This window comes from Streptomyces sp. CA-288835 (assembly GCF_050936385.1).
Lineage (GTDB): Bacteria > Actinomycetota > Actinomycetes > Streptomycetales > Streptomycetaceae > Streptomyces.
In genome coordinates, this window is the sequence record NZ_JBNJMW010000001.1 from 8,028,889 (window position 1) to 8,040,973 (window position 12,085).

At 67.8% G+C, this 12,085-nt stretch carries 12 protein-coding genes, 1 tRNA gene and 1 pseudogene; 10 read left to right on the plus strand and 4 right to left on the minus strand.

Translation table 11 applies throughout. The features are described 5' to 3' along the window. The first annotated feature begins 110 nt into the window (after positions 1-110). Positions 111-1,538, plus strand: a complete 1,428-nt coding sequence (locus ACQEVY_RS36240; RefSeq protein ID WP_432953733.1) for a hypothetical protein — start codon at positions 111-113, stop codon at positions 1,536-1,538. Between the two features lie 40 nt (positions 1,539-1,578). Here ACQEVY_RS36240 and ACQEVY_RS36245 read toward each other — a convergent pair whose 3' ends face one another. Next, positions 1,579-1,881, minus strand: coding sequence for a hypothetical protein (locus ACQEVY_RS36245; RefSeq protein ID WP_432953734.1), 303 nt, complete (start codon positions 1,879-1,881; stop codon positions 1,579-1,581). A gap of 261 nt (positions 1,882-2,142) precedes the next feature. Between ACQEVY_RS36245 and ACQEVY_RS36250 the strand changes: the two genes are divergently transcribed. From ACQEVY_RS36250 to ACQEVY_RS36270, 5 genes are all read left to right on the plus strand, one after another. After that, positions 2,143-3,609: an alkaline phosphatase PhoX gene (locus ACQEVY_RS36250; RefSeq protein WP_432953736.1), complete on the plus strand. Its 1,467-nt coding sequence runs from the start codon at positions 2,143-2,145 to the stop codon at positions 3,607-3,609. A gap of 65 nt (positions 3,610-3,674) precedes the next feature. Beyond that, positions 3,675-3,744 (plus strand) — tRNA-Ser (locus tag ACQEVY_RS36255). Positions 3,745-4,131: 387 nt separating this feature from the next. Continuing rightward, complete coding sequence (locus tag ACQEVY_RS36260) at positions 4,132-5,715, plus strand: TROVE domain-containing protein (protein WP_432953738.1); 1,584 nt, start codon at positions 4,132-4,134, stop codon at positions 5,713-5,715. Between the two features lie 145 nt (positions 5,716-5,860). Next, entirely contained in the window at positions 5,861-6,259 is a 399-nt protein-coding gene (locus ACQEVY_RS36265; protein WP_432953739.1) for a hypothetical protein, read from the plus strand. Beyond that, complete coding sequence (locus ACQEVY_RS36270; protein ID WP_328772480.1) at positions 6,256-6,447, plus strand: helix-turn-helix transcriptional regulator; 192 nt, start codon at positions 6,256-6,258, stop codon at positions 6,445-6,447. The genes ACQEVY_RS36265 and ACQEVY_RS36270 overlap by 4 nt, the downstream gene beginning before the upstream one ends. Before the next feature lie 76 nt (positions 6,448-6,523). Here the strand turns inward: ACQEVY_RS36270 and ACQEVY_RS36275 are convergent. Beyond that, positions 6,524-7,649: pseudogene (locus tag ACQEVY_RS36275) on the minus strand (DUF5685 family protein). Positions 7,650-7,835: 186 nt separating this feature from the next. Then, positions 7,836-8,318, minus strand: coding sequence for a hypothetical protein (locus ACQEVY_RS36280; protein ID WP_432953741.1), 483 nt, complete (start codon positions 8,316-8,318; stop codon positions 7,836-7,838). A 256-nt stretch (positions 8,319-8,574) separates the two neighbouring features. Here ACQEVY_RS36280 and ACQEVY_RS36285 point away from each other — a divergent pair, with 256 nt between their 5' ends. The 3 genes from ACQEVY_RS36285 to ACQEVY_RS36295 all read left to right on the plus strand — a co-directional run bounded on the left by ACQEVY_RS36285 (position 8,575) and on the right by ACQEVY_RS36295 (position 9,998). Beyond that, positions 8,575-8,997 (plus strand): hypothetical protein, encoded by a 423-nt coding sequence (locus ACQEVY_RS36285; RefSeq protein ID WP_432953743.1) that lies wholly within the window; start codon positions 8,575-8,577, stop codon positions 8,995-8,997. A 74-nt stretch (positions 8,998-9,071) separates the two neighbouring features. Then, the gene (locus tag ACQEVY_RS36290; RefSeq protein ID WP_432953745.1) at positions 9,072-9,338 is read left to right on the plus strand and encodes a hypothetical protein; all 267 of its coding nucleotides are present in this window, start codon (positions 9,072-9,074) and stop codon (positions 9,336-9,338) included. 297 nt (positions 9,339-9,635) lie between these two features. Further along, entirely contained in the window at positions 9,636-9,998 is a 363-nt protein-coding gene (locus tag ACQEVY_RS36295) for a hypothetical protein (RefSeq protein ID WP_432953747.1), read from the plus strand. Between the two features lie 123 nt (positions 9,999-10,121). Here the strand turns inward: ACQEVY_RS36295 and ACQEVY_RS36300 are convergent, their stop codons facing one another. Beyond that, positions 10,122-10,928: a methyltransferase domain-containing protein gene (locus ACQEVY_RS36300; RefSeq protein ID WP_432953748.1), complete on the minus strand. Its 807-nt coding sequence runs from the start codon at positions 10,926-10,928 to the stop codon at positions 10,122-10,124. A gap of 164 nt (positions 10,929-11,092) precedes the next feature. On the opposite strand from ACQEVY_RS36300, the gene ACQEVY_RS36305 reads away from it, so the two are divergent. Further along, the gene (locus ACQEVY_RS36305) at positions 11,093-11,992 is read left to right on the plus strand and encodes a cupin domain-containing protein (RefSeq protein WP_165263836.1); all 900 of its coding nucleotides are present in this window, start codon (positions 11,093-11,095) and stop codon (positions 11,990-11,992) included. Positions 11,993-12,085: the final 93 nt, after the last annotated feature.

Genomic DNA, 12,085 nt, shown 5'->3' on the forward strand with positions numbered 1-12,085 from the left:
AAATCCGTCTAGGCTGCGGTCAAGGGGCGGCGACCGCAGTACGACGTTCGGACGGTCACCCGACCCCACGCATGTGTGCACGTCTGTACGTCCGAGGAGAGAGCCAGCCGATGTCAGACAGCTCCACCCTGCCGCCGGTGCGGCTGACGTCCGAAGCGGAGCTCGCGCGGGACGCGCTCGCCACCCCGCTGCTCTCCCGTGCCGTCCGCCTCGCCCGCTGGGCCGGCCCGGACACCCGGGTCGGAGCCGGCGGCGAACTCGTCGAGGAGCAACTGCCGGACGCCGCCGCGGAACTCGGCCTCGACGGGGAGGACGCCGCCGCGCTCGCGAGCGAGGCCTGGCGGGTGGCCGTGGACACCGGGCTCGTCGCGGTTCTGGACGAGGAGGAGGGGACGGTCGACAAGGGCGCCGAACTGGACCTGGTCACCTCCGGCGCACCGGCCGACGTGCTGGCCCTGTGGCTCGGAGCCCTGGACACGGTGCTCGCTGACGCGAGCGTGCCCGACCTCGACGACATCATGACCGCCGTGGACGAGGACGGCGAGATCGACTTCTCCGCCCTGGACTGGGACCCGGACGCGGAGGCCGACTTCCTCGACGGCGTGCTCGGCAACCTCTACCTGCTGACCGTCAGCGAGGACGGCCCCGGCGACAGCCCCGTGCCGCTGCCCGCGCTCGCCGCCTCGGCGATCGTGCCGGACGACATGGCCGAGCCCACGAACGACGTCCTGGAGCAGGTGTCGGACGTGATGATGCGGCTCGACGACCAGTTCCGGCTCCTGGAACCGGCCGGTCTCGTCGATTTCCAGCCAGTCGACGAGGCGCTGATGACCGACCCCGAGGAGGAGCCCGCGGCGCCGTCCGACGAGACGGACATCTCACGGTACGGAATGGTCCGGCTCACCCCGCTCGGCCTCTACGGCATCCGCACCCGCCTCCAGGAGGGCGGGCTGACCGCCCCGGCCGTCGGCGACCTCGCGGACAAGGGCGCGGACGCCCTGCTCGACGGCACCGCCCAATTCCCGCCCGCGGCAGCGCAGGCCGAGACCGAGCAGTGGCTCGCCCGGCGTGAACCCCTCGCCGCAGCAAGGGAGTTGCTGAACGCGGCCCGCGGTTCCGACCCGGGCGCACCGCTGCGCAGGCTGCTCTGCCAGCAAGCCCTGTCGCTCGTCGGGACGGAGGCCTCGCAGGCCCTGCGCGAAGTGCTCGACGACCCCGAGCTGGGCGGCCTCGCCCGGGTGTGGCTCAGCGAACGGGGTGCCCCCGACGTGCCCGCGCCCTCCGAGGAGATGGTCTTCTGGCTGACCGTCGACACGATCGCCGCACAGCTGGCGGCGGAGGGCAACTCCGAGGAACTCCAGGCCCTGGTGCAAGGTCTCGCCGCCCAGCACAGCAACTTCTTCGACGCCGCCTGGCGCGTCGACCACCCGGCCACGCCGGACGTCCTGGAGGCCATGGGACGGCTCCACCCGGACAAGAAGGTCGCCAAGGAGGCCCGTAAGGCGGCGTTCAAGGCGCGGTCGCAGCAAGGGGGTTGAGCGCTGAGCGCTGTCGGGGGCTGAGTTCGGGGACGCGGGCTTACGGGCCCTTGTGCGGCTGCTCCTGCTCCGTCTCGTCCTGCTCCGCCTCACCCTTTGCCTCGTTCTCCGCCTGATCCTGCGTCTCGCCGTCGCCCATCGGCAGTACGCGTACGGGTACGCCCTCCAGCTCGTCCGGAATCACGTCCTCGGGCCGGAGGCTGTCGCGGGGCACCTCGTGGGTGACGAAGACGACGATCACGTCTTCGCCCGAGTTCTCGTCCTGTCCGATGCCGACCCCGGTCACATGAGCCAGCCTCATCAGCCGGTCCTCGTGGAGGCGGCGCGCATGACGTGCGTCCACTCCGGCTCGCCTCCCAGGGGTCGTACGGATGGATGGATGGTTGCTGTTGGGTCGTGCGGATGGTTGCTGTCTATTTTACGAAGATTCTTCCGATCATTCGTTCGCACGGCGGGATTGGTCGGCCATATGGGTGGGTCCTTGGCCTTCGGTTGTCGGTCCGCGTTCAACCAGTGTTCAGGCGCGAGCGGAAATGTGTGGCCGAAGGTCGACTATCGGCCACCCTCCACGGTCCCACTCCACCGTCACAGGAGAACAGACAGCATGTCGCTCACCCGTAGGGACTTCGCCAGACGATCCGCGATCACCGGTGCCGGTGTCGCCCTGGTCGGCAGCGTCGGCGCCTTCGCCACCGCGCCGGGCGCACTCGCGACCCAGGACACCGAGACCATGGGGGACGACGCGGATTCCGGGGACGACGCGGAACGCCGAGGCGGCGGCGTCGGCTACGGCCCGCTCCGCCCCGACCCCAAGGGCATCCTCGCGCTGCCCGCCGGTTTCTCGTACCGCGTCCTCACCTACAGCGGCAAGACCAAGCTGGAGTCCGGCGAGATCACCCCGTCCAACCACGACGGCACGGCCGCCTTCCGCGGCCCGCGCGGTACGACCCTCCTCGTCAACAACCACGAGCTCAAGGGCCCGCGCTCCAAGTGGGACCACCCGGTGCCCCTCACCAAGGGTCTCGTCTACGACCCGGCCGCGTCCGGCGGCTGCACGGTCGTCGAGGTGCGCCCCGACGGCCAGGTCGCCGAGTGGGTCGGCATCGCAGGCACCTCCACCAACTGCGCGGGCGGCAGCACCCCTTGGGGCACCTGGCTCACCTGCGAGGAGAACTCCGACCGGGCCGGCGAGAACGGCATGACCAAGGACCACGGTTACGTCTTCGAGGTCGACCCCGCCGACCGCCGCGCCAACCGCGACCCCAAGCCCCTGAAGTTCTTCGGCCGTTACGACCACGAGGCGGTCGTCATCGACCCCAAGCGCGGCCACGCCTACCTCACCGAGGACGACGACGAGCCCAACGGCCTCTTCTTCCGCTGGGTCCCGCCGAAGGGATTCACCTACGGCCGCGGCAAGTTCCGCACCCTCGCCGACGACGCCGGAGTCCTCCAGGCCCCCAAGTGCTATGACTCCGGTGGCCGTTACGTGGACGACCTGTCCCGCGCCACGAAGATCGGGACCGTGTACGGGGTCGACTGGGTGGAGGTACCCGACCGCGACGCCAAGACGGTCGCGGTGCGCAAGCAGTTCGACGACGGCGAGGTCACCCGCGCCCGCAAGCTCGAGGGCATGTGGTGGGGCGACGGCGGCGCGTACATCGTCTCCTCGTACGCCCGTGACGAGAGCCCTGTCCACCACGACGGCCAGGTCTGGTTCTACGACCCCAGGCGCCGCACCCTGACCCTCAAGGTCCTCCTCGGCGTGAACCCCGACCCGTCCAAGGACGGCGCCTTCGACGGCCCCGACAACATCACCGTCTCGCCCTACGGCGGCCTCATCCTCGCCGAGGACGGCGAGGGTGTCTCGCACCTCTTCGGCGCGACGGACAGCGGCCGTACGTACCCCATCGCCCGCAATGACCTGAACGTCGGCACCGAAGAGGAGCCGGAATACAGCGAGTTCGCCGGCGTCACCTTCTCGCCCGACGGAAAGACCCTGTACGCCAACATCCAGGACCCGGGCATTCTGCTCGCGATCACCGGGCCCTGGAAGCGTCAGAAGCGCGGCTGATCGCCGCTGATCGCGGCTGATTAATTCGTTGGCCCGGCCCGCGGTACGCCTCCTACAGTGATGCATGTCCAGGTGCGAAGGCAGGACCTACTTCCACTGCTAATGGGGCGGCCGCGGGTTCGAGTCCCGCCATCGGTACAACGCGCCGGTGTAGCTCAGGGGTTAGAGCGCCTACGTCGGTTCCGCCGGTCTTGAACTCTGGGCACCCACAATTTCATGCATGTCACGCACCTCCCGGTGCGCTGGCTGCGGCTACTTCTCTTCCAAAGAATCCACGCCGCCGCCGACTTGATCTCGGGAGGCGCAGCATATGGCGGGGGAGTGCCCGGTGCGAAGGCAGCGGCTACTTCTGGATCGGACATTTACGGGTTCGAATCCCGTCGTCGACCCCTGGTCGATGTGGCGGAACTGGAAAACGCATCCGACGTAACGCCGTCGCCGACCCTGATCTCGGGCACGCTTCATTTGCTGCGCCTTCCTCCGAAACGCCAATGAACACAAACGAATTCGGGGGAATTCACCATGGCGCGGTTCAACACCAAGACTGCCAAGGCGCAGCCCACTTCTCGCGTGACGTCGACCGGGCGCGTTCTGCGTACCCACCAGGGCGGCCGGGGCCAGGAGCGTGACGCGCGCTCCGAGCTCTTCCTGCTCTCGATCGCCAACTTCGTTGCGCAGCAGACCTTTTACGAGACCGGTGAGGCCCGGGACGACCGGTTCGCGGAGCTCGTACGCCGGCTTGCCGTCGAGGACGCGGAGTGGACCGCGGGTCTGCTCGGCTGGCTGCGCGGCGAGGGCAACCTCCGTACGGCCGCCATCGTGGGCGCCGCGGAGTACGTGAAGGCGCGGCTCGACGCGGGTGCGACGGACGGCCCGTCCAATCGGCAGGTCATCGACTCCGTGCTGCGCCGGCCCGACGAGCCCGGCGAGCTGCTCGCGTACTGGACGTCGCGGTACGGCCGTGCCATCCCGAAGCCCGTGAAGCGCGGCATCGCCGACGCCGTACGCCGCCTCTACAGCGCCAAGTCGCTCCTGAAGTACGACACGGCGTCCAAGGGGTACCGCTTCGGCGACATCCTGAACCTGGTGCACGCCGCGCCGGACCCTCAGAAGCCGTGGCAGGGCGACTTGTTCCAGTACGCGCTCGACCGCCGGCACCACCCGGAGACGGCGGTGGTTCCCAAGTCGCTGCCCGTACTGGCGGCCCACCGTGACCTGATGGCACTGCGGCCCGCCAAGCGGCGCAGGGTCGTGACCGGTGCGGGTGGCGCGCAGCGTCTCGCGGACGCGGGCATCACATGGGAGGCGCTGGCCGGCTGGCTCCGGGGTCCGATGGACAAGGCGGCCTGGGAGGCCGTGATCCCGTCCATGAGCGCGATGGCGCTGGTCCGCAACCTGCGGAACTTCGACGAGGCCGGGGTCTCGGACGAGGTGGCGGCTCAGGTCGCCGCGAAGATCAGCGACCCGGTGGAGGTGGCGCGCTCGCGGCAGTTCCCGTTCCGCTACCTCGCCGCGTACCAGCACGCGCCGTCGCTGCGCTGGTCGTACCCGCTGGAGCAGGCACTCGGCCACTCGCTGGCCAACGTGCCCGCGCTGCCGGGCCGCACGCTGGTGCTCGTCGACCGCTCGGGCTCGATGTTCTGGTCCCGGCTGTCCGACCGTTCGGAGCTGAACCGGGCGGACGCCGCGGCGATCTTCGGCACGGCGCTCGCGCTGCGGGCGGCGGACGCGGATCTCGTCGAGTTCGGTACGAGCAGCAACCGGATCGGCTTCCGCAAGGGCGAGTCCGTACTGAAGGTGCTCGACCGCTTCGGCGACCTCGGCGGCACCAACACCACCGAGGCCGTGCGCACGCACTACAAGAAGCACGACCGCGTACTGATCGTCACGGACGAGCAGGCCGCGTACAGCAACTACGGCGACCCGACCGAGCAGGTACCGGCGCAGACCCCGGTCTACACCTGGAACCTGGCCGGCTACCAGGCGGGCCACGGCCCGTCCGGAAAGGGCAACCGCCACGTGTTCGGCGGCCTTTCGGACGCGGCGTTCCGGATGGTCCCGCTTCTTGAGGGCGCGCGGGATGCCGATTGGCCTTGGCTGGCCTGAGCGGCGGTAGGGGGTGTGGCCCGCACTTTGGTGCGGGCCACACGCTTGTGCGGGTGTCAAGCGGGTGTCAAGCACACTTGACACCAAGGCGCGGCGACTCGTAGCGTGTCAAGTGTCCTTGACATCGCACCGGAGGGTGGCGCCCGTGCAAGCACATAACGAGATCAAGGCGACCGCTCGGTTCGCGCTCTGGACACTCGCCTGGGTGGCGACCCTTGCCCTGGCCAAGTTCGGCCCGCAACACCTATGGGATCCGCCGCAGCGGGTGGCGAGCTGGGCTGCCGTTGCCGTCAATCTCGCCGTCGGCATCGGCTGGATCGTTGCCTTCACGCACGTTCTCCGCACGATCGATGAGCTGCAGCGGAAGATCATGCAGGATGCGCTGGCGGTCACCCTCGGCGTGGGGTGGATCCTCGGATTCGCCTATGTCGTCACGGACGACGCCAGCCTCGTCGCCCGCGACGTCGATATCGCCGTCCTCCCCGCGCTCATGGGAGTCGTCTTTGTGGTCGCCTTCGTCGTCGGCAAGATCCGATACCGATGAAGAACCGCATTACGGACCTTCGCGTCGAACGGGGCTGGACGCAGGCCGACCTGGCTCAGCGCGCGGGCGTGTCCAGGCAGACGATCAACTCCATCGAAACAGGCAAGTTCGACCCAAGCCTTCCTCTGGCCTTCCGTCTCGCGAAGCTCTTCGACCTGAAGATCGAAGAGCTCTTTCTCTACGAATGACTCAATGCGTTTCTGATCAATAAGGCTCTGGGAGGTCATTGCCGGAGGCCGAGCTCAAGGGCCGACCGGGAGCGGCTCAGCAACTGCAGTCGCACCCGTCGCAGCCGCAGCCGTCGTCGCCGCAGCAGTTCCCGCAGCACTCACAGCAGCTGCAGCAGTCACCGCAGCCGCTGCAGTCGGCGTTGGTGCACTGTCCTTCCCGGCGTTCTCCGCTCCACGGGTCGTCGAACTCTCCGCAGCACATCTGGCAGGTACAGGCGAGCCCCATCCACACCGCGCACCCGGCGAGCAGCCCGCGCGGGTCGCGGCGGGGCGGCTCCGGGGGCAGCGGGGGCCCCCGGTCCGCCGGGCGGGGCGTACGGTCCGCCCGGCATCGCTCCCGTCGGCGCGTGCCCGTGCGCGCAGGCGGCGGTGCCGAAGGCCCGGTCCACGGAGGTGCGCAGCTCGTGTACGAGCAGCCGGTGCGCGAGCTTCGGGTCCGTGAAATCGGCCTCCCGCAGCGCGAGCCGTATCCCGTGCACGGCGTCGTCGGCGAGCCGCCGGGCCTCCGTGAGCGGCGTCCCGGTCGCGGTGAGGGGGTTCCAGGCACCCGACGCGGCGTCAGCCTCCTTGTCCTCCACGGCGTCCAGGAGATGCGCGAGCCGCCCGAAGAGGCGCCCGGCCTCGGCGAGCGGTTCCGCGTTGCCCGGCCGTCCGGCGAGGACCGCGGTGTGGGCGAAGGCGGCGGCGGTCGCGGTCTCGGTCGGCTCGGTGACCGTGAGAAGAGGCGTTCCGGGCCCGGCGAGCGCCTCGATGCCGACCTGCCGGTCCACGGCGTCGACGAGCAGGGCGGTGTCGAAGCCGACGTCCGAGCCGGTCCGCTCGCCGGCCCGGCCCCAGCTCGCGGCGACCCGGCGGGCGGCGAGCGCCACCGGTTTACGGGCCAGCAGCCCGTCCTTGTCGGCGACATGGTCACGCACCTTGGCGGAGGCGAGCACCAGTGAGACGGCGGCCGCGAGCCGCGCCCCCTCGCCATGTGCCACGGACGCGCTACGCATTCCGCGCAGCGGACACGGTCCCGCCGTGCGCCGCCCACCGCCGCCCTTCTCGGCCTGAGCCTCCGTCAGAACGGATATCAGCAAGCCGTCGTAGTTCGTGACGACCCTCGCGAATTGCCCGTGGTCCTTGCGCAGCGCGAGGCACAGCCCGCACAAATGCGCCATCCACTGGGTTTTGAGATTCTCTCCGAGCCGGTGACGGCAGGGCCTGACGATTCCGAACACGACGATCCCCCGTGGTGCGTACGGTGTTGAACTCCGGTGAGCTGCGGCATCGTACCGATCGCCGCGTTCACCCGTACGCCTGGTGTCCAGTCCCGGGGAGCTTCAGCCTCCTCTCCTCCTACTGAGCTATTTCGTACGGAACTTCAGTACGGCGCTGTCCTTGCTGACCGCGGTGGCGTCGACGGTGGTCCGCTTGTCGCCCGCTGTGGAGAACGTGGCTTCCCCGCCGCCGCCGAAGCTCACATAGCCCAGGAAGTCCGAGGAATCGAAGCGCATGAGGGTGACTGTGGATACCGCCACGCTCACGTGCAGGTATCCGTCGCCGATCACGACGTCCACCGGCTTGATGACCAGGATTTCGCAGTTGCCGTCCGTGCAGGCTCCGGTGTTCTTGCCGTCCTTGGCCTTGGGCAGCGGGCCGGTCGGGGACGGGCTTGGGGACGCGGACTTGGAGGGCTCAGCGGGCTCGGAGGGTTTGGTGGGTTTGGCGGGCTCGGAGGCGCTGGGTGACGGCTTGGCCTCGGATGTGTCCGTGTCCTTGGCCTTGTCCGAGGAACAACCGCCGACGGCCAGTACACCGACGACCACCATCGCCGCGACGCGCTTCACTCATGCAGGCATGTCCATCCCTGTCTGCGTCAGGCCGCGCCTGACCGCTCCCGAGAAGCTCACTGTCGCCCCACCTCCGTCGTCGACATCGACGAGCACGGTAGGCCGTGCCTATGGGGACCCGTCCCGATCACCGCTGTGGAGTGTGAACCAGACCGTCGGCGGGGATTTTCGGTCAACTTCTCGTTGAGGTTGCCCCGTTGGTTTCCGTAATCTTCACAAGCTTGGCAACAGCAGGAAGAGAAGTGAAGGACGCATGACCAAACAGGAACTCGATCTGCCGCCGAAAGCCTCGCCGGATGTCATCGCCCAGCGCAACGCACTGGCCGATCAAGTCTGCCACGCACTGGCCCGGGCCGGGATTCCCGTTCACCGGATGGTCCTTGGCGGCGAGTCCGAAGACAGGCCCGGGGCGGAGGTTCATCTGGACCCTCTGGCCGACGGCGGGGTGCTGGTGGAATGGAACACGGGGGCAGAGCTGACAGCTGCCGCCCTGAACATTCCGCCGGGCGAACTTGATCCTTCGAATCTGCCCTACGCGATTCGCCATTACGAAACCGTCCATACCTGTATGCGGGCCGCCCTTCTGGGAATCCTCGCCTCGGCGCGGTTCCAAGTCGAAGAAGCAGATGGGCACACCTACGGGAGTGCGGTTCACGTAAAGGGCTTCATGCCCTGATTCCATCCTTCAGGTCCCGTCGGCGCCGAGCCGTACAGCGTCGACGGGACCTGCGCACCTACGAGGAAGGCGAGATGGACAATCTGGAGAAAATCGCAGGCGAATTGAGGGCGGCTCATGATGAAGGGAAAGATGCAGTGGAGCTCGCATTGCTTTCCCGGGAGAAGCTGGGCGAGACGTTCGGCGTCATCTCATTTACTGCTTCCTTCCATCTCGCTTTCCACGTTCCGTTGCCCGTTCTGCAGCGTGCTCACGCGTGGCAGCGGTTCGGCTGGGGAAGGACGTCAATTTCTGACGAAGAAATTTCTGCCATACTTTCGCCTTGGCTCACGAAGCCATAACGCGGCCAGGGTTCGTGAGTTCTCAGCAACAGATTCCCTGCCCCGTTGTCCTCACGCGCAGCCTCCCAACGAACCAACCAACCAATCGAGCGGCCTCCTTGAGCGACACCCTGCTCTCCTTCATCCCATCCGATCCCTTCTGGCAGCCGGATCAGGCCGCTGGCGACCGCACGACAGCATTCTTGGAGGTGTGGGCCCGCATCTGATGAGCCACAATCTGTGGATTCACAAGTTTGTTGATGGTGAACACGCCCCCTCGACGTAGATGTGGTCCGGGCTGTGCTGGGACCACACGACGTGAAGGGCGAGCAGCCCATGGTGGACGAGGGAGGGGCGCTGCAATTCTGGATCCGGGCCGCGGACGGCAGTGAGGCTGAACTGATCGCTGACAAAAACAGTGTCTTGGTCCTGCGCCCGCATCGAGGCGCCGTCTTTGACATCATCGCCGAACTCGTCTCCCGGCTTGGAGCTGTCGTCATCGACCCGACCTGGGGCAGGGCTGCGTGCCGGGAGGAAGAGCGCGCGCATCTCCCCACTGAAATGCAGGAGGAGGCCATCGTCATCGAAATGACGGGTGAGGCTCTAGCCTCGCTGTTTCGGTTGCATACGGGGTCTGTTGCAGCGGAAACCCGAAGGTGCCTTCCTGACCTGGGGCGATGAACCACGCTGAGTGGTTCTGTCGGTGCAGGCGGAGGGCACTTTCTACGTGCGCGTATCGGGTTGCTTCCCAAGTCCCATGTCAGCGCCGAACACGGTGAGGTCAACGGCGTGTCCGGCGCTCTCTCAGCTGGAGGGGACCTGGGCAAACACGATGTTGCCTCGTGCCGGAGGGAGCTCTCCTGCCGCCGTGCGCAGAACTTCCTCGACCAGAAGCGCCCGGAAGCGGTCACCATCCTTGGCGACTGCGGCGCGGTACTGGGGAAGGACCCGGAAGATCGGGTCGAGCTCGTCCATGAAGGTCTCGGCGTTGGGGATGGCGAATACTCCCTCGACGCTTTCCGAGCGCACGTCGACGCATCCGACGTCGCTCAGGGCGCTCTCAAGTTCCGGACGTTCCAAGTATTCGGTCAGCGGAGCCAGGAACTTCCCCACCTCGGGATCGTCGAGCCGGTCGATGGCCCGGGCTACGGGGATGAAGAACGGCGCTCCCAGGGGAGTCGCCCAGTTCACCACGCTGACGAGGCCGCCCGGTCGCACCACCCGGACCATCTCGGTGAGCGCCTTCGCTGTTCCGGGTCCGAAGAACAGCACCCCGAACACGGAGAATGCCGCGTCGAACTCGTTGTCGCCGTACTGCAGGTCCAGCGCGTCCATCACCTCGGCGGACCATCCGGAGTACGGCTCCAGTCGCTCGGTCGCGCGCCGGATCATCCCCGGCGATGTGTCGATCGCCCGGACGCTGTATCCACGCTCGGCCGCGGGGACGGCCAGAGCACCCATGCCCGCGCACACGTCCAGAACCGCTGCGCCGACAGGTAGTGCGGCTCCTTGGAGTGCTGCCCGTGAGAAGTGCTCCGAGCAAGGCTGGCCCCACCTCTCGTAGGCGGGAAGCGTCGTGTCGAAATGGTTCTCAAATGTCGTCTCGGTCATTGCTTTCGCACCCTTCTTCGTGCCGCGTCATGGTGAGGTCCCCGATCGGGGCCACCGGCATTGAGCACATCAGCTTCCGTCGGGTCTGCCCATGCTTCAGCGGGCTTGGGTCCATACGAATGCGTACACAAGTGGTTGGGTGTCGTGGAGGTAAGCTCCGCTGGGTGGATGAACTCAGCGCGGTGATCGGCAGCCTCCGGGTCGGGCGTGCGGAGGCTTGCTCAATCAAGGAGTCGGGCTCGTGGGGCTGGCGGTACCCGCCTGCTGCCGTCAGTGGTTTCCACATGGTTCTGCGGGGCAGTGCCTGGCTGGTCACGGCCGACAGCCCGCCGCTTGCGCTGACGCCGGGGGACGTCGTCCTCACGCCATTCGGTGCCGAACACGGGCTCAGCCATGCACCGTCCGCACTCAAGGACTTACGGCCGGCCGTGATGCGGGACCGGTCGGCCCTCGACCCGTTCGATGTCGAGTTCCTCTGCGGCGCGTACTGGCTCAGTCACGGGCACGTTCACCGCTATCTCCGATCGTTTCCGGATGTCATCACCGTGTCGCCGGACTACGACCGCAGCCCGCACTTGCGGTTGCTGACCGACCTGCTCGGCGCGGACGTGTCCGATACCGGCCCCGGGACCGGGGCGACCCGCTCGGCTCTGCTCGACCTCATGCTGACCCATGTGCTGAGGCAATGGCTGGAGCAGAACCCGGCGGCCGATCGGCCGGGCATCACCGATGCGGCGATCGCCGCCGCGCTCCGCGAGATTCACACTAGCCCGCACCGCCGGTGGACGGTGCAGCAGCTCGGCGAGGCCACCGGAATGTCGCGCACCGCATTCGCCAAGCGCTTCACCGAGCTGGTGGGCCAGCCACCGATGGCCTATTTGACCGGCTGGCGCCTGTCCTACGGGGCCCGCCTGCTTCGCGAAACCGACGCCCCCCTGGCGACGATCGCCCGCGAGGTCGGCTATTCGACGGAATTCGCGTTCGGCGCCAGCTTCCGCCGCGAGTACGGCATCTCGCCCGGCCGTTTCCGCAACGTCGAGCAGGACGGGCGCTCCGCAGGCTGACTACCGAGCACGAGTGGGCACCTCTGAGAGGGGTTTGGTGCGGGCGAATCGCCGCTTATGCTCTAGCCTCGCTGTTTCGCTTGGGTTTGGCGG

What these genes read in the sequence shown, in the direction of transcription:
- ACQEVY_RS36240 (WP_432953733.1), top strand. Translation starts at nt 111, where the DNA reads ATGTCAGACAGCTCCACCCTGCCGCCGGTGCGGCTGACGTCCGAAGCG.
- ACQEVY_RS36250 (WP_432953736.1), top strand. Translation starts at nt 2,143, where the DNA reads ATGTCGCTCACCCGTAGGGACTTCGCCAGACGATCCGCGATCACCGGT.
- ACQEVY_RS36260 (WP_432953738.1), top strand. Translation starts at nt 4,132, where the DNA reads ATGGCGCGGTTCAACACCAAGACTGCCAAGGCGCAGCCCACTTCTCGC.
- ACQEVY_RS36270 (WP_328772480.1), top strand. Translation starts at nt 6,256, where the DNA reads ATGAAGAACCGCATTACGGACCTTCGCGTCGAACGGGGCTGGACGCAG.
- ACQEVY_RS36285 (WP_432953743.1), top strand. Translation starts at nt 8,575, where the DNA reads ATGACCAAACAGGAACTCGATCTGCCGCCGAAAGCCTCGCCGGATGTC.
- ACQEVY_RS36290 (WP_432953745.1), top strand. Translation starts at nt 9,072, where the DNA reads ATGGACAATCTGGAGAAAATCGCAGGCGAATTGAGGGCGGCTCATGAT.
- ACQEVY_RS36300 (WP_432953748.1), bottom strand. Translation starts at nt 10,928, where the DNA reads ATGACCGAGACGACATTTGAGAACCATTTCGACACGACGCTTCCCGCC.